Genomic DNA, 20,791 nt, shown 5'->3' with positions numbered 1-20,791 from the left:
ATATCTAGCTTAGTTGCCCATTTGAGGGATACGCGCAACCATACGCATAGATGCAGTCAACTCTTCCAGTTGTAGCCAAGGGCGCATCCACGCGACAACATTGTAAGATCCAGGACGACCTGGAATTTCAGTCACCTGAACCTTCGCTTCACGAAGCGGGTAACGGGCTTTCATTTCCTGTCCTGAGTCCGGATTATTGTTCACATAGTTAAGCAACCAGCGGTTTAACCAAGATTCCACATCGTCTTTTTCCATGAAGGAACCGATTTTGTCTCGCCCCATTACTTTCAGGTAATGCGTAAAGCGAGAGGTAGCCATCATGTATGGTAGACGAGCAGAGATCGCCGCATTAGCGGTCGCTTCTGGACGGTCATAGATTTTTGGTTTTTGAGTAGTTTGTCCACCAAAGAACACTGCGTAATCTGTGTTTTTATAATGGCACAAAGGAAGGAAGCCTAGTTTCGATAGCTCCGCTTCACGACGATCCGTCAAGCCAATCTCGGTTGGACACTTAAGATCTAAGTCGCCATCATCACTAGTGAAAACATGCGTCGGTAAATCTTCTACACGACCACCCCCTTCTGCACCACGGATAGCAGTACACCAGCCTGTTGTTGAGAAGGCATGTGTCATGCGCGAGCCCATTACATAAGCAGCGTTCATCCAGCAATAATCATCATGATCACTCACACGTGCTGTACCACCTTGATCAATCGGTGCTTCTTCATAACCGAACGCATCAATAGGCTTGGTTTTGTCACCATAGGGCAAACGAGCCAAGACGCGTGGTAGCGTTAATGATAGAAAACGTGAGTCTTCAGTATCGCGGAAACTACGCCATTTAATATATTCTTTAGAATCAAAGATTTTTTCTAGATCGCGTGGACGTGATAATTCAGTCCAGCTTTCCAATCCGAACAGCTGAGGGCCAGCAGATGCAATGAAAGGACAGAATGCTGCAGCAGAAATGTTAGACATTTTCGACAGCAGTTCAATATCATTTGGAGAACTATCAAACGCATAATCGCCAATCATAGCGCCAAACGGCTCACCACCCGGTGTACCAAACTCTTCTTCGTAAATCTTTTTAAACATTTCGCTTTGATCAAACTCAACAGCACGATCTAAGTCTTTATAAAGATCACGTTTACTAAGATTCAGCATTTTCAGTTTTAACGCAGAGTTTGTTTCAGAGTTATGTACCAAATAGCTAAGACCACGCCACGAACCTTCTAATGCTAAAAACTCTTCTGAGTGCATGACTTCATTAAGTTGCTCAGAAAGCTTATGGTCCAGTAGATCGATTGCTTGATTGATAGTCTTGGCGATATTTCGATCCCAAACCACAGTGCCTTCCATCGCACCATCTACTAATGTTTTAAGTAAATCTTTCGCTACCGTGCTCTCAGTTTGTTTGGTCGCACCGATCACTTGATCAAGTAAACTTGTTTGCTCAAGCGTTTGGGTTTGCGTCTGTGGGTCTAGTGTTGCTGTAGTATCTGTCATCCCTGTTGCCTCTAGTTTACATCACTGTCTTGCAGTTCATTGGAAAGCTTCTGTACGCTATCAGTATTTTGCAATACTTGCTCTAGCAAAGATTCCAACTCTTCAGAGCGATCAGCCTTAGTCAGCAGGTCACGCAGTTTGTTACGTGTATCCAGCAGTTTTTTCAATGGCTCAACTTGCTCGACCACCTGACCAGGCTCAAAGTCATTCATCGAACGAAACTTCAAATCGACTGGAATAGTACCTTCTTGATCGGTCAATTTATTATCAACTTTAAACGCTAAACCAGGTTCAAGCTTGGTCATCACATCGTTTAGATTATCACGGTCAATTTGTACAAACTTACGATCTTTTAGGCTCTTCAATGGCGCACCTGGATTATTCCCTGTGAATTCCCCCATGATCCCCATTACAAAAGGCAGCTCCTTAACAACAACAGCGCCCTCTGTCTCAACATCGTAAGTGATATGAACTCGTGGCTTACGAACCCTTTCTAACTTTTTGTGAATACTTTCGCTACTCATGTTTCGTCCTCGACTATTCCTTTATTTCGTATTTGCTTTGGCTTAAATGCTTGAGCAAACATCTCGAACTGATACGCGTACCACTCAATCGCGCATACAACCCCATTAGCTCCCGGTATTCGGGTTTAAGCCAATTAGGCGGAAGAACTGTTGCCGTGCATTATCATCGTCCAATAGTTCTTCCATTAACTCAGCCAAACTCATTCTTCCCCAACGCTCTACCCGTTTCATCTGATGGGACAATGGTGAATGAGGCTCTGTATTTTCAAAAAACAAACTAAGTCTTGAGGTCATCACCAACGCCTCCTCTCGAGAGGCTGGGTAATAACTGGCAGGATCAATTGCGCCTACACGTGTGATCGGCTTTGATTCAACCCGATCGCTTTCCTCAACCTCTTCTGACTCTGGTATGTCTTCAGGATCTACAGAACGAGCTTCAATATGAGCAATAACTTTCAACGCTTCCTGAGCCACCGACAGCGTATTTTTTATGGCAGACGTTGGCGGTGCATCAAAGCCGCACATGTCATTCAAAAAGCTTTCTAGGGAGATAAAGCTTTCTTTGGCAGCGTACACTGCATCAGCGGTGGCACGTATTGCCGCTAGGTCATTGCCATGAACCAGTTTTTGTAACTGGGCAATGGTTTGCTCACCATTATCTGTTCGACGCTTTAGTTTTTCTTGGTCTTGAATTTGGGCCAGCTCACAGGCCTTGATATAATCCCATACCAACACTGGCTCTTGCTCGTTACTGTACATAAAAGGTGACATGCGAATCGGCATAATTAGGGTACCTTCGCCGTTGTCACCATTTAAACCACTTAACGGATAAAGAGTCGCTTGAATGCCATCTTCATCTGGGCGAGGATACATCTCCCCCCAATATTCACGGATAAGCTGATCTGCTAACGCTAAGGATTGAGCTAGACCTTGAAAGCCTTCTAACCGGATGCTGGCTTCAATAAGCCATGCAAGTACTTCCACATCCTTTGAGCATTGAGACAACACAACAAGACATTCGTCTCTAACAGGCTTCCATTCAGCAGTCAGGCCTTGCAAGTCCTCCAGCTGAACAACTTGTCGCTCTTCTGCTCGAATACGGTTACGCAGGTCACGTAATGTAAAATATTGCTCACTAAAGTCTGCGTGTTCGCGGATATCAAATCCAGCAGGAGCATCTTGGGTGATTGGCGTAAGTACGCTACTAAGTTCCATACCATCCCTGTCATACGACTTTGTTCAGTCAATTTATTCTTGAATCGTTTTCAACCTTTCTAGCAATTGCATACATCTCGCTCGGTAGACACTTGCCTGTGAATAAGTTGGATCAACACTTAACACTTGATCAAACTCGTTAACGGCTTGCTCAAGTTTTTGCTCTTGATACAACGTTAGACCACGAGCATAAGGCTTTTCGATTAGCTCACTCTTTAAATCACTTAGGACTTGTCGCCCTTCAGTAGAAAGGTTTGATGCAGAGACTAACAGAGAATAAGCCGTCTTGTGTGAGCCTTTACGATATTCAGACAAACCTTTTACCTCTTTTTTAGACTCCGCAAAAGTTTCCTTGAAGTTATGCTTTATTTCTCCCTCATTCGGCTGAGGGCGCTTATTTAAATTGTCGATTTCTGGTGATTGATTAGCATCCGTTTTATTAGAACTTTTATCTAATAAAATTGTTTTTTCAGGTTCAGAAACAACGGCCACGTCAGCTTCTTTAGCTGTAGGCACTGTTTTTATATCGACTTTTCCTACACTTTCCTTTCGATTTGGTAAGCTGGACTTGTAAGCTTTTTTAATAGGTAAAGGTTTTGAAATCTTCTTTTTAAGGGGAATCCAAAGCTGTCTTTTCTCATCTAGGTTTATTCCAGAAAGCTTATTTAAACGCATCAAAAATATTAACCCATCTGTATTGCCATAAAATCGTTCTGCAATGCTTTTCAAATTATCATTTGCTTTGGTGATATAAACGACCTTATCCGCATTCAGATCAAATCCTTCATTAACCGCTAACACAGCTAATTCGCTAGATATTTGATTGTAAAAATCGATCGCTTCCGAATTATTTTGATCTTGATAGAAGACTTTACCCAACTCGAGACGAGCTTGATCATAATCTGCGGATGCATAAACCCACTGCTTCGCTTTTTCTATAAGATCACTTGGGCTTTCAGAGGAAGGTGCCAGTGTTATTACACCAATACGCTCCATTCCAATATAGCTATCAATACTCGGTTCAATCTGTTGTTGGTCCGCTATAGTGACAGTTTGCCAGCTTTTATGCGCACGATCTTCAGCGGTCTGAAAAGCCGAACACCCTGATAACACTAATAAAGTTGAGAGACAGTACAACACTATCCTCATAGTCACGCCCCTTCTTTATCTACAATTAAAGCAGTGACATTATCGGTCGCTTGCTTTGCTATGGCCATGTTGATCAAGTTAGCTACGGCTCGGTTTTTGTCTTCGCTGTAATAAATAATTTTTGCCATCTCAAGTTGGCTAATGATGTTTGACAATCCATCACTACACATCATAAAGATATCACTGTCGCCTAGCTCAATATCGAGCTCTTCAATTTCACAGTAGGCGCTCGCACCCAGCGCTCTGGTTAACATATGATTGCTAGGGTGACCAGAGTTCGACATTTCTAAGACACCCTGATTGGCCAATTCTTGAAACTGAGTATGGTCTTCTGTCATTAATTCAAATGCCAAATCTCTCATGCGATAAAGACGAGAGTCACCCACCCATAACACCTTCGCTTGGCGACCATGAATAATTAAAATGACGATAGTTGTTCCTATAACCTCCTGCTCATAAAAACTGCTGGACATAGCACAAAGAGACTGATTCACCTCATGAATCGTGTCTTTAACCGCTTGAGCCACTTGTTCAATAGAGGTGAACTGTTGGCGCTGTAAGCCTTCAAGACTTTGCGTGGCCAAATGACTGGCGATACCACCTTCTTTGTGGCCGCCCATTCCGTCGGCTACACACCAAACGCCAATCTGATCAAGAGCCGTTAGGCTGTCCTGATTTTCTTTACGAAGTGGTCCAATGTCAGTTTGTCCGTGCCCAGTCCAACTTGGCTTAGTCATAGTTAACCTTAGCTTTGCATTGCTTTATGTTTACTTTGAATACTTGCTGCTGTACCAGTTAACAAAAACTCATATTCGCTTGGTATTGGTAAATCACGGCATTTAAAAAATGGTTTTTGATATTTATTGATATCACTTAAAGTCCACAAAAGAACGCCGTCTAACTGCACCAATGACCGCTGTAAAAATGCATCATTAGACGTGGTAGGTTGTTCACAACTAAACTCCAATGCTTCAGAATTTAGGGAGTTTGGTAACACTAGCTTTTGACCAAAGTTAAAGCCTTCAAGCTTATTAGCTAAAAGTCTTTTAAGTTGTGAAAAGTTAAGTTGCTGCTGTAGCGCACTCATAGCCACCTCTTCCATGACTTTAAACAGATCAGTGCATTCCTTAAACAACCATTCGACTGTCAACGACTTGAACTCTGTTTCAAATACTATAAAAAGTGGAAAATATCGCCCTAAAGCATCAACACTGGGGACCATAACCCCCACCCATTCGTGCGTACGTTGCTCATTTTTTGGAACAACCATGCGCCAAATTGGCGACACTAAATAAGCTGGAAGCCATTGGCTCTCGCTCATTTTTTCACGACTATGAAACATAACCGTTTGTGCCCAGTCATATAGCTCATTAGAAATGTCGGCATGAAGGGTGTCAGATATAAAATCTGGATGGGCAGGCACCTTACCATATATACCTACTTTTAGGGCTGACATTATTGACACCTCACTTGCTGTAATTCAGACATTAGAAACGGGTTATAAACACTCCCAGCACGTAACTCAAGGGAGACTGAATAAGTGTTATTAAGGGTGAAATCAAGCAGGTAACGCTCGCTGTCAACACGTCGAATTTTAGCCTGATCAAATAACTTAAACAGCGCCCAATCCCCTTGTTCAGTAATCGATTCTTGACCATCACTTGTGACAATGACTAAACGAGCCAAACCACGCTCAGCATGCCCATCAGACTCAGGCCACTGAAAGCGCTTCCCTCGTTGAGGACCATGCGCATAGGTCATTTGCTGTCCATTAATTGTTAAGCTCATCCGCAAAATAGACTTGTCCATGCTGATAGGCTTCAACTCAAAGTTGATATTTGGATTGGGGTGCCCGTTACGATAAAAGGTATCTCGAATCACCCGGCCTGTTTCAAGCTGTGTTAACACCTCATCGGAAAAGCCAAGGCTAATACCATTCGTAGTATTCCACTGCCAAGGACGGCGAGTCGTGTCGACATAATCAATCATCACTTCGTCAAAATAACTTTCTACAATTCCACTTGGGCCAAAGTAAGCACTCACATCATCCAATGTGGCTTCTCTTTTGCTGGATTTGTCAAACGGATAGCGCCCCTCAATCATCGCTTTACATTGTTGAACCACATCATTTTCCCAACGACGCTCCATATAACCTTTTGCATCAGTGGTCGTTAATCGGCGAGCATTATCGGTCACGCGACCAATGAAACCGGCTAATGGCTGAGGGAAACGAGAAGCCTCTACATCTATTTCACGCAGGACAGCAGAAGGTCCATTAGGATCAGACGTATTTTGGAAAGCCGCCTTACCTCGATTTAAAGAGCCATCCATTGCACTCATATACACATACAGCTCGTCCAAAAGCTTAAGTGTTTCATCAATTGGCGGAGCGCTCCCTTCACTAGCCTCAACCATTAAATTAAGGTCTTTAAAGTACGTAACAACTGGATTTTCTGGTCTCTCAAATTGCTCTACAGGCGCTTTATTGTTAATTGACGTTAAGACCGATGAAACATTGTTCATCACGCCTTCTTTTGACTCTGTTGACAACACAGAGAACGCTTCAGCGGAGGTGTGCTTTTTAATACCTTGCAACAACCCTATCAGGGGGGAGTCATCACGAGACAATCGCTTTAGAAGCAACAGGCTTTCTTGGTTAGTACGCACTGGCTTAAACGCTATGCTTTCAATGTAGCCACGCCAATGAGACAAATAATCCTCTAAATACAAACGCTCCACTTGTCTGAATAATCGGTCGCCATTGGCACCAACGGCTGATAAACCATACTCATCCCCCATCACCCACTCATCAGTAAGTTGATCCTGAATCAGGATATGGCGCTGTTTAATAAAGTAATGCTGATACGCAGTTCCCGTATAAAATCCATTAATGCCTGCCGTAAGCTTCTGCCCATTATTAAAACGGAATAAATAAATAGAATCCGCGCCAACAGCGTCTACCAATCGAAACTCACCCAGTTCAGGGTTATTTAAACCATCTTGTTTTAGATGTGCGTAAAAACGACGCGCAGGCGGTTGTTTACTTAAAATAGTACGCGCACTAGCAATCAGCTCTTCGTTAGGCTGTAGCGCCGGAAGACCAGGCATAAATTCCATTAAGGCGTTCAAGTGCTCTTGCAAATGGTTAATCAGCTCATGCTGACGAGCATTGGGCAAACTTTTCTGCCAATCCCGCTCAAACCATCCACTCACCACATCCGCGTTAAAATGCTGCGAGTCAGATAACATCAAGTAAACCCTCAATGTTTCATAAAGTGCATCTGCACTGCTTCGCTCTTGATACATAGCCTCTTCCAAGCGCGCCATAATACGAGGCAAGAAACTTTTATAAAGCAGCTGTTTATAAGCCTCTATCGCCTCTTGACCCAGCTTATCACCTTGATACAAGCCCATTTGGAATACCGACTGCAGACGACTAGCATCTTTATCAACATAACCTGTCGTAATATTGCGCACCTTATCTAACGCTGGCAGAGGCGCCATCAGGTTATGATCGTAAGCACTGATATTGCTAATTTCATCCTGCGCTGCCGCAATGTCCTGCTCCACTTGCACAATCAGCTGCTTGTTATCGAAGTAGCTATAGATCCAATAACTGGAGAGCCCTAATGCCATTAATGCTGAGACACCATAAGCGGCCAAATGCACCCACAACATACGTCGCTCTTGTTTAATATTAACGCCTGCAAGACCCGACTCTTTGAAAATCACCTTTGCCATTAAGTTATGCAAGAAGTATGCTTTGCCCTTGCCAGCACGATGGGATGAGGCATCGCTCTTAAGGCCGAAATTCGCCCCCAATGAGCTAATGACGCGGTCAAGCGTCGTACCATCTTGTGTACCACTAGTGAAATACACACCACGTAACAAAGGTTGCGTTTCATAACGTGTTGGTTTAAATATTTCGCCCAAGAAGGTCGCAATAGGTGCTTGCAGCAACCCTAATGTACGAGGAAAAACATAGATTAGCTCGCGGCGATTGACATCACTTTCTGCCTGCAGTCGGCTAGACTCTCGCGATTGAATTCGCTCTTGCAAAGTACGGTATTCGGTTAAGAAATCAGGCACAACATCCTGTTCTTGATCTTCACTGACAGGGAATGTCATACCCCACACCTGAGCTCGATCTTCTTTACCTAAATCATCAAAATACTCACTAAAACCAGGCATTAAATCACTTTTAGTGAGCGTGACGTAGACAGGGAAACGAATTTTAAAGGTTTCTTGGAACTCTTGGATTCTCTGCTTAATAAACTTAGCGTGAGCAATCAACTCAGATTCAGGCAATCTTAAAAAATAATCCACGGGAAAAGAGACGATCAAACCATTAATCGGCTTACGAGATCGAAACTTTTTCAACAACCCTAAAAAGCCTTTCCATTCAGCCTCATCTAACTCACTTTGATTATTTTGAGTCGTATAACGCCCTGCTGTATCCAGTAAGACAGCTTCATCAGTAAACCACCAGTCACAGTTTCTGGTACCACCCACGCCTTTTACCGATGCGCCAACAGAATCCATTAACGGAAAGTGTAAATCTGAGTTTAATAGAGCGGTCGTTTTACCTGCACCTGACGGACCAATAATCGCGTACCAAGGCAAAACATATAAATAACTTCCTCGTCCGCCTTCTTTGGTTTTTACCTTCTTAAGCGCTTCTAGAGCAGACTCGAATTTACCTTTCAGCTCAGCGACTTCTGCCTCACCAACCGCTGCTTGTGGAACATCTGACTTTTCAGTCATCTCTTTGGCCATTGCAGCATTATTTCGCTTACGACCAATATATTGTTTCAGCTTGTAGGCCCCCGCCATAGCAAACATAGACGCTATGGCGACGATACGTGTCATAGATGACCCAAAAGGCGTACTGCCACCAATACTGATCATCGGCAGGACAAACCATATCAATATGGCAACAATAACCAGTGCAAGCAGCCACAATAGGCCCTTAAAAAGACGTAGGAATGACGTCATAAAACGCATTAGTTACTCCCTCCTTGGGAACGCCAAATCACATTGGAAAGCAAAACAATTTCTACTCGACGATTTTGAGCTCGACCATCACGGGTGCTGTTATCTGCCACGGGTTGACTGTCGGCTTTCGCTTCAGACTTAAAGCGTTGACTTTCGTTTGTATAGTCGCGCAATTCAGTTGCTACCGCTTCCGCTCGAGCTTTCGATAAATGCCAATTTGATGGAAATTGAAGTGTGTTGATCGGCTGATTATCGGAATGACCTTCTACCAATACAGAACCTTCGACCTCAAGTAACGCTTGAGCAACTCGCCTCACCAGAGAGTCGTATTTAGACGTCAGTTGGGCACTGCCTGAACGGAAAAATAAATCACCTTGCATGATTATTCGTACATTGGCATTGCGCTCTTCCACCTTAACCAAACCCTGTGCTATCTCAGGTTTCAAGAATTTTCGAAGCGTCTGCAGTGCCGAGACATCAATAATGCGCGGACGATCCAGCGTTGTAACCGTCTGTTCAGATAAACTAGTAAGCTGGTGGTAAGGCGGATTAGAAGACTGATTTAAAGCATACAGTAGAAAAAACAGAAGTAGTGCTAAGACACCACTAAGCACAGCAACAAAGACCCACAACGGCACAAACCGACGCAGCCCTTGATTACTCATACTTTCACCCTGCCAGTTTGCTGAAAGGTATCGTGCTGGGTCCTTACGCTGAGTACTGATTAACCGATACAAGCGTGACCTGATTTGCATAAGCTTACCAGCACGATCTTCCTCAACGGCATAGCGCCCTTCAAAGCCCAACGAAAGGCAGACATACATCAACTCAAGCAGATCTATATTTCCTGCCGGATCTTTCTCAAGATTCTCCAGCATGACAAAGAAGTTTTCACCGCCCCATGTCTCTTTATGAAATAGACTTAGTAATGAATCATTTTGCCAATCACTTTGCCCACCCCAAGGGGTATTCAATACAGCCTCATCTAATACCGTGCATAAAACATAGCGACCAATCATCACTGTACGAGCATCGATCCCCGCTTTACGAGCGGAGGTTTCATATATCTCTATTTCCTCAACAATCTGTTGACGTAACAAAGCCAAGCTAGGATTGGTTTGAGATTTACGAATAGCAGGCACCAAAGACAGCAACTTAAATGCAGAACTCTCTAAGCGATTAAGCCCTGAGCACGTGAATTTTTCAGGGTCATCAAACAACCCTGACCAATTAACGTCGCCCTGCGCACTTGTAGAGGGTGCTTGCTCTGAAAGGGAAGTTTGCCCGCCAGGCATAGGAATGATGACGGTGCGATTACCATTAAAATCCATTTTCAAACTCTTCCTGTAAGTCGTTATTTAATAACCCAGAGTTCCAAGGATATACCTGGGAACTGGCTACCTACGTGTAATGCAAGGCCTTTACTGTCAACAACATCTTGCCACCACTTGCCTTGCGTCTTAAGTTCGAAGTATACAGCGCCAGAATAAAATGGAATTTGTCGAGGCGCAGAGGCTAAAGGATCAATTTGAATACCAGGCAGCTGCTTATTGACTAAATTATTGATTCTTTCGATCGAGCCAATTTTTGCCTGCATAGGTAACTGACGACGTAACTCCTCATTCGGCATTTCAGCTCGTGCGCATAAGACAAAACTTGCACTCGATTCAAGCTGAGGAATATAGCCAATGCGAATACCAAAGCCTTTGTTCTCAAGCTCTATCTGGATGGCACTTTGATCTAATAGCAAGCTCAACGGCTGCTGCAACAACAGCTCAAAGCTTTCAAACGTTACTTGCAAATCATCATGAAAATAAGGTGGCGCGGACGCCAAACGCTTATCTTGATGCGTAAATGTTGCTAGCTCACTAGCAAGCTGAGCAAACAATTGATAGACACGTTCGGGGTGGACACCGTCTGCTGCTAAGTAATGATCTAAAATAGGTTGATACCGATTCAACATCTGCAGCAACAAAAAGTCAGCCATTTCCACGCCATTACCATCAGCTAAAGACTTCAAACGCTCTGCCAACAAAATCGTACGCTTCTGCACTAATCCTTGAACATCCCGAACAATGTTGACTAAGGCTGCACTCGACTGCACGTCTAACGCTGCAGGAATGAAGCGCTCATCGAGCTCTATCGCTTTATTTTTTACCGATTTTACTTTAGCTATTGCAATGGCTGAATACTGTTTCGGACCATCTCGCTCAGTAACAACGCGCACTTTTTTACTGGCAAGCTCGATGCTGGCAGCGGTATTAGAACTGCTAACGATATCCGGTACTTCCATATGACTTAGGCGGTAACGCGCATTGCTGTCATCCGCATTTTGGCGATCAATATCGTTTGCACCGGCCCGCCAAATAGGTAAGGCCAAATATATGAGTAGACCTTCGTCTTTCTCTTGTATAACGATGGGGTCAGGAATGCCATCTTCACTAGGCATATCAATGATGCTACCGTCGGGAAGAAATGCTCGACATTTCTTAATCACAAAGTGCCCTAAACGCAGTGCAGCGACATCAAACTCTAATTCAGATATTCCCCAACCATAACCGTGTAACTGATGCGTAAGGGAAGCAAGACTCCATTCCAAATGACGATCTTGCTGCTGAAAATGCTGAGGCCGAATGAATGCCCCTTCCTGCCATGCAACTTTCCTGTGCCAACTCATGCAAATTCACTCTTGCTCAACTATTAGGGAAACCTGATCTTCACTGGCTTTTGCCTGTAAAGTCATTCGTTTATGGGAACCGATTAAACGCAGTAAAAAACCTCGTTCATCGCGTACTCGAATGGAGTCATGCCAGATAGCGTTATCTAAATCTCTATAACCTGCCACAACCCCGATAAACTGTGTATTTATGTCTAAGTCTGTGTCTACAAAAACCTCTTCACCAGGCTTCACAATAAAAATTCGTGTATCCAGTAAACTCGAGGCTAAAGGCTTTTCAGTAAACAAGTCGAAGAAATCGGCTTGATGAAACTCAGTTAAAGAGTTTAGTTGATACAAGCGAATCTCTATTGGTGAAGGTTTGCCTTGTATGTCTGGATTGAGGTCCTCTGACGCCTTTATTTTGAACTCCAGCGTCACTGCATTTTTATCCGCATCGGAAAATGGATTTAAAGAGCACCCTATCAAGAACAAACAACTAAGAACCATTCCCTTTAGAAGTCTCGATTTCATCGTAACTTCCTTAACTGGCTTTCGTAGGCTTTACCAAACTCATTAGAAAATAGATCTTGGAACTCGTCTTCCATCATCGTACATATATCTTGATAGTAATCTTGATACTCACGCCAATAATCTGTTTTACCTCGAGCCAGCAGACCTTTGTTATAACGCGGGCGAGCGTCAAACTTTCGCACCAGTTTTTGTGGCTCAAAGCGACTCAATAAATGTGAAAACGCCCCCTGAATACCAGACATCATCGCGAGCTGATGGGCTTGAATGTCTTTGAAACCTTCTTGTATCGCGTTTTCAGCAGGCAAATATGCTGCCGAATCGGCCATCAACATGACTTTCAAAGCTTCATCACCAGATGGCGACAGTTTCAGAGGGTTATTATCAACGGGGCGTATCATCGTTTGCTGTAAACGAAACTCACTTTTTACCATATTGCGAGTGGCTAACGTTTCCGTTGTCCCTTGAGCAAACTGTCTTAACATACGCCCAATTTGCAGTGCCATTTCCGTATGATCTTTACCTTTATAGAGGTGCTCAGGAAGCCCTGCTTCCTTCATCATCAGCTCAAACAAGTCATTATCCTCTGATGCCTCTTGAGATACCGATGTTGATTCAGCGACAGCCTGCGTCGAGGACTTACCAGTAGGCATAATATATGGCTCTGCCTTGAGTGGCGCCTCTGTTTGCACTGGCGGCGCCGCGTTTTCAAACGAACCCAACTCTTGCGTTGTCAAAACACTCTCTTGGCTCGTTACCTCTACCCCTTCAGCTTGTTCCACAGATACTGCAGCTTGAGACATTTCTTCATGAACTGCGGCTGTTTCACTTTCATTTCCAGCCACTAAATCAAGCCAATTATCAGGAATGGCATCATGGTTGTTATCTTCTGCATGAGGCATCTCAACGCCATGCTTCTGATCAGGCTGAGCAGCAGACTGTACTTTAGGCGGTACGTAGTAGGCTTTTTCTGGCGCAATGGGCCGTAGCAGCTCACTGATTGTAGGATCTGATGATAAAGCACCAGTAGGGGCTGCGCTTGAATTTACTAACTCACTGACCGCCGTTTTATGAGAACCTTGGTTCGCTTTGACAGAGTCAGGATGAGTTAGTGCATCTCTAACAACATCAGACACCGATGCGAATTTCATATCACGCGGTTCGGCCTCTTGCATCGCTTCCGCAATAATAGTACTTTGATCCAACTCTTGGTGGGTTGGTGTTTCAGCCAAGTTTTCTGAATAAGCATCACTTCCGATCATATCGGCATAGACAGTATACTCACCAATCACTAGCACATCCCCCTGCTTTAATACTTGGCTTCGGCCACGTCCAAGAGGGTCAGATGAACCGTTTAGATAAACACCATTGGTGCTGATATCGGTGATATGAAACTCATTATTCTTACGATGAATCACACAGTGTTTATTAGAGATATGAAGTCTAGGATCGGGTAACACCCAAGAATTGTCGTTTCCACGGCCAACAGAATAGACATCAGCATCCACTAAAACACTAGCGCGATTACCTAGTAACTCTTTTCCCTGATGAGCAGTAAGCTTCAAATCCATGAATAATTAACCCTTTAAAAACACAAAAGCTCTAATCAAAGACGAACGAAGAACCGAGACACTTTGCGCCACACTCAACCTTCACCTCTATACGGGTATATTTTTAACATCAGTTACATTATTAAACCTAACCCCCCCGCAAATCATTCATTTTTTTAAAGTAGTCTTTACATTTTACAAGCAAAAGCCTACACAAAACTTTCAAAGCGAGGACCCCTAAGAGAGCGTTGCTTTATGCTTGCCTAATTAACAATGCCACTACAAGCTATTCAAAATGACGTAGTACAATAACAAGTACTGCTTGATGCTCAAAGAGAACAGATAAGTTCAAAATACTGTGAATTCATCTGCTAAATGCGCCTTTCTAACCAATTACCATGATGACGTGAAATAGTATCGGACAAACGCTCAACCAGGCCTGGACGGTCGTCTCCAATAAAACTCAATACAAGATGCTGTGACATAATGTTCTCCATCAATTTTTTTAGAATTATGCAAAAGAGTGACCGCTTTACGCGACGCTATTTATAAAAAATACACTAAATACTCGGTCTAGACGACTGCAATTCATTTAGAGTTTTATCATTCCGCTAAAGTGCCTTGTTTTCTAATTCAGCTCGAGTTTGCCTACGCAAATACCAAAAGCCCAGCGACGCGGCCGCAACACCTGAAAAACTGCCCATACCAATCGCCCATCTGGCACCAAAAAAGTCGGCAATCCAACCAACTAAAGGCGCACCTAGCGCGGTACTTCCCAACGCTGTTGCGAGAACTACCGCCATGACTCGTCCACGGTAACGTTTTTCTGTTGTCACCTGCATATAAGACGCCGTTGACGTTGTGAATAACTGCAAACTCAACCCAAGTAAAATAAGCAGCACGGCAAATGCCCAAAACGATGTACTGATTGACACCAAAAAACAGCTCACAGCGAACATGGCAGCCACATAAATCATAAAACGAAACGACGGTGAAGAACGACGACTTGCCGTCACCATAGCACCAGAAATAGAGCCAATCGCCATCATTGAAATTAAGAAGCCGTATTGATCCGCATGACCTTGAAATACATGCACTGTCATCGCAGACAAATACACTGAAAAGTTCATTCCCAAACTGCAGACCAAGAAGGACATCACCAGTATCACAGCCATCTCACGGTGTTGCCAAATATAACGAAAGCCATCTAAAAACTTCGCCATATCAGGCGTGGCTTTACTATTGTCTGGAACAGCGGCTGGCAGGCGTTTCTTAAATGTCTGTAGAGCGATTAATAACGGAATAAAAGACAACACGTTGATCATGAATACCCAACCAGTTCCGATCAATGCAATTAATATCCCTGCAATGGCAGGCCCAACTAAACGGGCCGAGTTAAACGACACGGAATTGAGCCCAACGGCATTCGATAGCTCTTTTTCACTGACAATGTCCGAAACAAAAGCGTGGCGAGCAGGTGCATCAAATGCCGCCACACAACCCAGCGCGAAGGCGCAAGCGCATACTTGCCAAAGTACTACATGGCCACTTAACACCAACAACCCCAATACCAAAGCAAGCGTCGCCATTAAACACTGAGTGATAAAAAGTAGCTTACGACGATCCATTCGATCCGCCGTCCAGCCAGTGATAGGCAATAAAAGAATTTGTGGCGCAAACTGTAGAAACACAACCAGACCAACGGCTGATGCATTTTTATCCGATAGCTCTGCGATGACAATCCAATCCTGTGCCGTACGCTGTAACCAAGTACCGATATTAGAAATGACTGCGCCACCAAACCAAAGCCTATAGTTCGGGTTTGATAAAGATCGAAACGTACTGCCCAATACAAACTCCTTCAATTCTTAAATAAGATTTTCGATGATATTTATAAATGTCATTTTTGGAATGTAATATAAAAATTAATAATAGAGCTCAAAAAATAGGCTCTTTAAAAATAACTATCTTGTATAATAAAAAAACATATTCTGTTCTATATAACGAGAAGTAATAACTCACTTCGTAGTAAATGCGCAATTTAAATAACTAACAGCAGGTCTCAAATAGTGATATTCAATAAAATGTCTCTGAAAACACAATTCATTTCGGTAATCGCCTTACCTTGCCTAGTGCTCTTGCTTATCAGCTGGGCAGGATTACGCGGTTTATCCAATGCCCAAGAACAAACCAAACAACTCGCTCAAAATACCAGCGCGCCGCTTAGGTCAATGGCAGAAGTCGCCTCGCGTATTCCACGTATGCGAGTTGGTATCGACATCATCTTACTACAAGAAATTCCTGCAATGCAGGATGAAAGAGGCGCTTTAACACGCGTCAAAGAAACTCGTAAAGAAGATATCCCTGAAATGGATATGGCACTGAATCAAGCATTAGCGGCGCAAGTCACACCTAAAATGCGCGCAGAAGTTCAAAAAGTCATTGATATATTTGCCAATGTTAAAAGCAACGAGTTAGCGCCAATGTTGTCGGCAATCGAAAAAAATGACCTAACCACAGCTCAAGAAATCTACAAAACAAAGTATGCCAACAGCTACGGTGTCATGCGTAAAGAGGTTAATAAAATACTAGATGATTTGCTTGAACAAGGCGAGCAAGCCTACGCTGAAAGCCAAACAAATTACGAAAACAGCCGAAATGACATGATCATTTTGATTGTCATCGCGCTTTCTGCTTCTGTCTTGTTGGCTTGGTTAGTATTACGCCGCCTTAACCAACGTGTCGCCTATCTACAAGAACATATTTCAAGCGCCAGTGATAAGCTTGACCTTGGCACAGTAATGAGCCTTGATGGTAAAGATGAGCTTAGTGATATCGCTCAGCACTTCAACCAGTTTATTACTAAAGTTCGCGTCGCTATCGAAAACGTAGCAGACAACTCTCGCCAGCTTGCCCATACCGCCAATGATGTTGCCGCCAAAGCTAAGGCAACGCATTCAAACAGCATAAATGAACGAGACCGTACCACGCAAATTGCCACGGCAATCCATGAAATGGGCGCGACCGTTGAAAACATCGCAGAGAACGCTTCTCAAGCAGCAAGAGCAGCCCAAGAAGCCGACAAACAAGCTCATCAAGGTGCTGGCTTAGTTGCCAAAGCACGCCAAGGCATAACAGCACTGTCTACTGAAATTAATCACATCAGTTCAGATATTGGTTCATTAGCCACGCAGACAGATTCGATTGGTAGCATTCTTGATACTATCCGTAGCATCTCAGAACAAACCAACTTGCTGGCTCTGAACGCTGCAATCGAAGCGGCTCGCGCCGGTGAACAAGGCCGAGGGTTCGCCGTCGTTGCCGATGAAGTTCGTAATCTGGCAAGCCGTTCAGCCGCTTCCACTGATGAAATTCAAAAAATGATAGACCAACTACAAGAACAATCCGCTAAAACGGTTGCCACAATTAAAACGGGGCAAGATCAAAGCAACTCAGTAGTCGGTCAAGCAAATGAAGCAAACACGGCTCTTGAGCAAATCACAGCACACATTGGCCAAATCAGTGACATGAACATTCAGGTTGCTACTGCGACAGAAGAACAATCTCTTGTGGTCAATGACATGAGTAAAAACGTCGAAGAGATTAACCAGCTAACAACGGAAACGTCTGAAATAGCGGATGAACTGACTGCATCAAGCACCAACTTACAGAAACTGTCTGTTCAGCTTGATAAACTGGTTACTCAGTTTAAACTTTAAAACGAATAGCCGTTTCGCTAGTAATCCATAGAAACAAGAAAGGGAGCCGAAGCTCCCTTTCTTTTTGCTGCTCTAAAACAGCCCTGTATCTAATTAACTCTTATCATCCGAGAGACAAGCCGCAGCCGTAAACAAAACATCAGTCGAGCTATTTAGCGCGGTCTCAGCGGAATCCTGCAACACACCAATAATGAAACCAACAGCAACAACCTGCATGGCAATTTCATTTGGAATATTAAACAAGCTACACGCCAACGGAATTAGCAACAAAGAACCACCTGCCACGCCCGATGCACCACACGCAGAGACGGCCGCGATAATGCTAAGCAATAACGCCGTACCAAAATCCAATGAGATGCCTAAAGTATGCACCGCCGCTAAGGTTAACACCGTAATGGTAATCGCCGCGCCTGCCATATTAATGGTCGCACCTAATGGAATAGACACAGAATAGGTGTCTTCATCCAAATCTAAACGCTTACAAAGATCTAAGTTAACCGGAATGTTAGCCGCCGAACTACGGGTAAAGAATGCTGTCACGCCACTTTCTTTTAGACACTTAAAGACCAAAGGATACGGGTTACGACGAATTTTCCAGAATACCAACAATGGATTGGTAACAAGCGCAATAAACAGCATGGCGCCAATCAATACCGCTAACAGGTGCGAATAACCAAATAGAGCATCAAAGCCTGTTGCCGCTATCGTGCTGGCAACCAAACCAAAAATACCAAAAGGTGCCAAGCGGATAATGAAGGAAACAATGCCAGTCACACTGGTCGAAATGTGCTGCAATGCCGATTTCGTCGATTCAGACGCATGACGCAAACCTAAGCCAAAGCCAATTGCCCAGGTTAAGATGCCAACGTAGTTGCCTTGAACCAACGCGTTAACTGGATTATCGACCATTTTAAACACCAGTGTATGCAGTACTTCGCCAATACCTTGTGGTGCACTTTGGCTTAGATCAGGTGAAACTAAGTTTAATTGCGTCGGAAAGGCAAAACTGAACATCACAGCCGTTAAAGCGGCGACAAAAGTCCCCGCAATATAAAGCGCAATGACAGGGCGAATATGACTTTGTTGAGCTTGCTTGTGATTGGCAATCGATGCCATCACCAACAAAAACACCAAGATTGGCGCAATGGCTTTTAGTGCCTTGACGAAAAAGTCACCAAGCAGGCTGGTCGATAAGGCAATGCTAGGCGCAACATAAGCCAGAACGACGCCACAAACTATACCGATGGCAATTTGTAGCACCAAACTACCGCGAAGATAACGCTGAAACAGCGAAGGTTTTTGAGCAAATGTCATTAGAAGGGGTCCATTGAAATTTTCAAGGCCGCACCTTACTTCATCCTCGCTCAAAAATGAACCATTTTAGGGCGTAATTGCAGATATTATTGCAACATATCAACCAAATCGAAGATTTAACCGATCATTCAACTTCCTCATTTCATCCTGAAAGCACCACTTGTACTCAACCTATATTGGCCTAATATTCTTCACATATACAAACCTTACCAAGGAACTACAATGTCGAATTTGTTAGAAAAATTGAACTGGCGCTATGCCGCTAAAAAAATGGACTCAAGCAAAGCCGTTGAGCAAGAAAAAGTAGATCGTATTTTAGAAGCGATTCGCCTAACAGCAACATCAAGCGGTCTTCAGCCATATGAAGTCATCGTTGTTAAGAACAAAGCATTGCGTGAAGCCATCGTTCCCCATGCTTGGAACCAAGCACAAATCACTGACGGTTCTCACCTATTAGTATTTGCTGCGTGGGATAACTACACAGAAGAACGCATAAATAATATGTTCGACCTAGTAAACGACGAACGAGGCTTTAAAAATGAAGGCTGGGAAAACTACCGTCAAATGATCCTTGGCGCTTACCCTCCACGTGACGCTGAAGTAAATTATCAACACGCAGCTCGCCAAGCTTACATTGGCCTTGGCACGGCATTGATTGCAGCCGCTGAAGAAGGCGTAGACAGCACACCAATGGAAGGCTTTGACCCTGCTAAAGTTGACGAGATTCTAGGTCTTACTGAACGTGATCTGCGCTCTGTAATTCTATTGCCTTTGGGTTACCGTGCAGAAGAAGGCGACTGGTTGAAAGACCTGAAAAAAGTCCGTCGCGCAAAAGAAGAATTTATTACTGAAATGAACTAATTTCAGGCCTACTCAGAAGTACAAAACTAAAACGTCAACATCGTTGGCGTTTTTTTATGCTCATTTTTTGAACTTGGCAAAAAATAGGGAATAGTGAACCAAAGCCATAAATAGTGACCCAAATACACCAAAATTTGCGTATGTTAATAGCAATAAAATACCCAACAGCCCAAGGACAAAGCATGGCAAAGTATCTAGGACTTATTTTCATCACACTATTTTTAAGCGCTTGTTCTTCCAACGACAACTGGCGTACTGCAAGCCGAGAGCCTGCTGGTATAGCGCCCTCTCCAGAAACAGAAAAAGACGCTGTCATCGAGTTTTATGCCGCCGATGCCTTTAGTTGGCGAGGTTGGTTTGCGGTTCATACTTGGGTGGCGACCAAAGAAAAGAACGCATCCGAATACACGGTACATGAAGTGGTCGGTTGGCGAGTAGACAGAGGACTTCCAGCGTTATCTGAATATAAAACGGCGACACCCGATCGCTACTGGTTTGGCGCGAAACCAGAAAAAGTACTGTCTATTATTGGCCCAAAAGCCGAAGCATTGATTCCGAAAATAGACGCAGCGGTGAAGCGCTATCCTTGGGCAAACGAATACACCGTCTTCCCTGGGCCTAACAGCAACACCTTCCCAACGTGGATTGGCCTACAAGTCCCAGAGCTGGATCTGGATATGCCATTTCGCGCCATTGGTAGTGGTTATGCTGACAATTAATTTTGCCTACATAGAGAGCTTTAATTTCCGAGATACCCTACTTCTCGGAAAT

17 protein-coding genes are annotated in these 20,791 nt (G+C 43.8%); 3 read left to right on the top strand and 14 right to left on the bottom strand.

What is annotated here, in order from left to right:
• Positions 1-9 precede the first annotated feature (9 nt).
• The 13 genes from tssC to KDW99_RS01305 all read right to left on the bottom strand — a co-directional run bounded on the left by tssC (position 10) and on the right by KDW99_RS01305 (position 15,976).
• Entirely contained in the window at positions 10-1,506 is a 1,497-nt protein-coding gene (tssC, locus tag KDW99_RS01365) for a type VI secretion system contractile sheath large subunit (RefSeq protein WP_255827548.1), read from the bottom strand.
• An 11-nt stretch (positions 1,507-1,517) separates the two neighbouring features.
• Complete coding sequence (tssB, locus tag KDW99_RS01360; protein ID WP_255827547.1) at positions 1,518-2,030, bottom strand: type VI secretion system contractile sheath small subunit; 513 nt, start codon at positions 2,028-2,030, stop codon at positions 1,518-1,520.
• Positions 2,031-2,135: 105 nt separating this feature from the next.
• Positions 2,136-3,245: a type VI secretion system protein TssA gene (tssA, locus tag KDW99_RS01355; RefSeq protein WP_255827546.1), complete on the bottom strand. Its 1,110-nt coding sequence runs from the start codon at positions 3,243-3,245 to the stop codon at positions 2,136-2,138.
• A 33-nt stretch (positions 3,246-3,278) separates the two neighbouring features.
• On the bottom strand, positions 3,279-4,394 hold the full coding sequence (locus KDW99_RS01350; RefSeq protein WP_255827545.1) for a hypothetical protein: 1,116 nt from the start codon (positions 4,392-4,394) through the stop codon (positions 3,279-3,281).
• Positions 4,395-4,396: 2 nt separating this feature from the next.
• On the bottom strand, positions 4,397-5,131 hold the full coding sequence (locus tag KDW99_RS01345; protein WP_255827544.1) for a PP2C family protein-serine/threonine phosphatase: 735 nt from the start codon (positions 5,129-5,131) through the stop codon (positions 4,397-4,399).
• Positions 5,132-5,139: 8 nt separating this feature from the next.
• Entirely contained in the window at positions 5,140-5,850 is a 711-nt protein-coding gene (gene tagF, locus KDW99_RS01340) for a type VI secretion system-associated protein TagF (protein ID WP_255827543.1), read from the bottom strand.
• Positions 5,850-9,398: a type VI secretion system membrane subunit TssM gene (gene tssM / locus KDW99_RS01335; RefSeq protein WP_255827542.1), complete on the bottom strand. Its 3,549-nt coding sequence runs from the start codon at positions 9,396-9,398 to the stop codon at positions 5,850-5,852. Before tssM ends, tagF begins: the two co-directional genes overlap by 1 nt.
• Positions 9,398-10,720: a type VI secretion system protein TssL, long form gene (gene tssL / locus KDW99_RS01330; RefSeq protein ID WP_255827541.1), complete on the bottom strand. Its 1,323-nt coding sequence runs from the start codon at positions 10,718-10,720 to the stop codon at positions 9,398-9,400. The genes tssM and tssL overlap by 1 nt, the downstream gene beginning before the upstream one ends.
• 23 nt (positions 10,721-10,743) lie before the next feature.
• On the bottom strand, positions 10,744-12,066 hold the full coding sequence (tssK, locus tag KDW99_RS01325; RefSeq protein WP_255827540.1) for a type VI secretion system baseplate subunit TssK: 1,323 nt from the start codon (positions 12,064-12,066) through the stop codon (positions 10,744-10,746).
• 6 nt (positions 12,067-12,072) lie between these two features.
• Positions 12,073-12,579: a type VI secretion system lipoprotein TssJ gene (gene tssJ / locus KDW99_RS01320; protein WP_255827539.1), complete on the bottom strand. Its 507-nt coding sequence runs from the start codon at positions 12,577-12,579 to the stop codon at positions 12,073-12,075.
• The gene (gene tagH / locus KDW99_RS01315) at positions 12,576-14,147 is read right to left on the bottom strand and encodes a type VI secretion system-associated FHA domain protein TagH (protein WP_255827538.1); all 1,572 of its coding nucleotides are present in this window, start codon (positions 14,145-14,147) and stop codon (positions 12,576-12,578) included. Before tagH ends, tssJ begins: the two co-directional genes overlap by 4 nt.
• A gap of 350 nt (positions 14,148-14,497) precedes the next feature.
• The gene (locus KDW99_RS01310) at positions 14,498-14,611 is read right to left on the bottom strand and encodes an ACT domain-containing protein (RefSeq protein ID WP_255827537.1); all 114 of its coding nucleotides are present in this window, start codon (positions 14,609-14,611) and stop codon (positions 14,498-14,500) included.
• 126 nt (positions 14,612-14,737) lie between these two features.
• Entirely contained in the window at positions 14,738-15,976 is a 1,239-nt protein-coding gene (locus tag KDW99_RS01305; protein WP_255827536.1) for an MFS transporter, read from the bottom strand.
• Positions 15,977-16,210: 234 nt separating this feature from the next.
• Between KDW99_RS01305 and KDW99_RS01300 the strand changes: the two genes are divergently transcribed.
• The gene (locus KDW99_RS01300; RefSeq protein WP_255827535.1) at positions 16,211-17,845 is read left to right on the top strand and encodes a methyl-accepting chemotaxis protein; all 1,635 of its coding nucleotides are present in this window, start codon (positions 16,211-16,213) and stop codon (positions 17,843-17,845) included.
• Between the two features lie 93 nt (positions 17,846-17,938).
• Here the strand turns inward: KDW99_RS01300 and sstT are convergent, their stop codons facing one another.
• The gene (gene sstT, locus KDW99_RS01295) at positions 17,939-19,159 is read right to left on the bottom strand and encodes a serine/threonine transporter SstT (protein ID WP_255827534.1); all 1,221 of its coding nucleotides are present in this window, start codon (positions 19,157-19,159) and stop codon (positions 17,939-17,941) included.
• A 222-nt stretch (positions 19,160-19,381) separates the two neighbouring features.
• Between sstT and KDW99_RS01290 the strand changes: the two genes are divergently transcribed.
• Together KDW99_RS01290 and KDW99_RS01285 are read left to right on the top strand one after the other, a co-directional pair.
• The gene (locus KDW99_RS01290) at positions 19,382-20,020 is read left to right on the top strand and encodes an NAD(P)H-dependent oxidoreductase (protein WP_255827533.1); all 639 of its coding nucleotides are present in this window, start codon (positions 19,382-19,384) and stop codon (positions 20,018-20,020) included.
• A 182-nt stretch (positions 20,021-20,202) separates the two neighbouring features.
• On the top strand, positions 20,203-20,739 hold the full coding sequence (locus KDW99_RS01285; RefSeq protein WP_255827532.1) for a DUF3750 domain-containing protein: 537 nt from the start codon (positions 20,203-20,205) through the stop codon (positions 20,737-20,739).
• Positions 20,740-20,791: the final 52 nt, after the last annotated feature.

Source organism: Marinomonas rhizomae (assembly GCF_024397855.1).
GTDB classification, from domain to species: Bacteria; Pseudomonadota; Gammaproteobacteria; order Pseudomonadales; family Marinomonadaceae; genus Marinomonas; species Marinomonas rhizomae_A.
This window is presented reverse-complemented; position numbering and strand designations above follow the sequence as displayed.

Excerpts from the sequence above, each read along its gene's own strand:
- tssK (WP_255827540.1), bottom strand. The coding sequence starts at position 12,066 with ATGAGTTGGCACAGGAAAGTTGCATGGCAGGAAGGGGCATTCATTCGG.
- sstT (WP_255827534.1), bottom strand. The coding sequence starts at position 19,159 with ATGACATTTGCTCAAAAACCTTCGCTGTTTCAGCGTTATCTTCGCGGT.
- tagH (WP_255827538.1), bottom strand. The coding sequence starts at position 14,147 with ATGGATTTGAAGCTTACTGCTCATCAGGGAAAAGAGTTACTAGGTAAT.
- tagF (WP_255827543.1), bottom strand. The coding sequence starts at position 5,850 with ATGTCAGCCCTAAAAGTAGGTATATATGGTAAGGTGCCTGCCCATCCA.
- tssM (WP_255827542.1), bottom strand. The coding sequence starts at position 9,398 with ATGCGTTTTATGACGTCATTCCTACGTCTTTTTAAGGGCCTATTGTGG.
- KDW99_RS01345 (WP_255827544.1), bottom strand. The coding sequence starts at position 5,131 with ATGACTAAGCCAAGTTGGACTGGGCACGGACAAACTGACATTGGACCA.
- tssJ (WP_255827539.1), bottom strand. The coding sequence starts at position 12,579 with ATGAAATCGAGACTTCTAAAGGGAATGGTTCTTAGTTGTTTGTTCTTG.
- KDW99_RS01285 (WP_255827532.1), top strand. The coding sequence starts at position 20,203 with ATGGCAAAGTATCTAGGACTTATTTTCATCACACTATTTTTAAGCGCT.
- KDW99_RS01310 (WP_255827537.1), bottom strand. The coding sequence starts at position 14,611 with ATGTCACAGCATCTTGTATTGAGTTTTATTGGAGACGACCGTCCAGGC.
- KDW99_RS01300 (WP_255827535.1), top strand. The coding sequence starts at position 16,211 with ATGTCTCTGAAAACACAATTCATTTCGGTAATCGCCTTACCTTGCCTA.
- tssB (WP_255827547.1), bottom strand. The coding sequence starts at position 2,030 with ATGAGTAGCGAAAGTATTCACAAAAAGTTAGAAAGGGTTCGTAAGCCA.
- tssC (WP_255827548.1), bottom strand. The coding sequence starts at position 1,506 with ATGACAGATACTACAGCAACACTAGACCCACAGACGCAAACCCAAACG.
- tssA (WP_255827546.1), bottom strand. The coding sequence starts at position 3,245 with ATGGAACTTAGTAGCGTACTTACGCCAATCACCCAAGATGCTCCTGCT.
- tssL (WP_255827541.1), bottom strand. The coding sequence starts at position 10,720 with ATGGATTTTAATGGTAATCGCACCGTCATCATTCCTATGCCTGGCGGG.
- KDW99_RS01290 (WP_255827533.1), top strand. The coding sequence starts at position 19,382 with ATGTCGAATTTGTTAGAAAAATTGAACTGGCGCTATGCCGCTAAAAAA.
- KDW99_RS01350 (WP_255827545.1), bottom strand. The coding sequence starts at position 4,394 with ATGAGGATAGTGTTGTACTGTCTCTCAACTTTATTAGTGTTATCAGGG.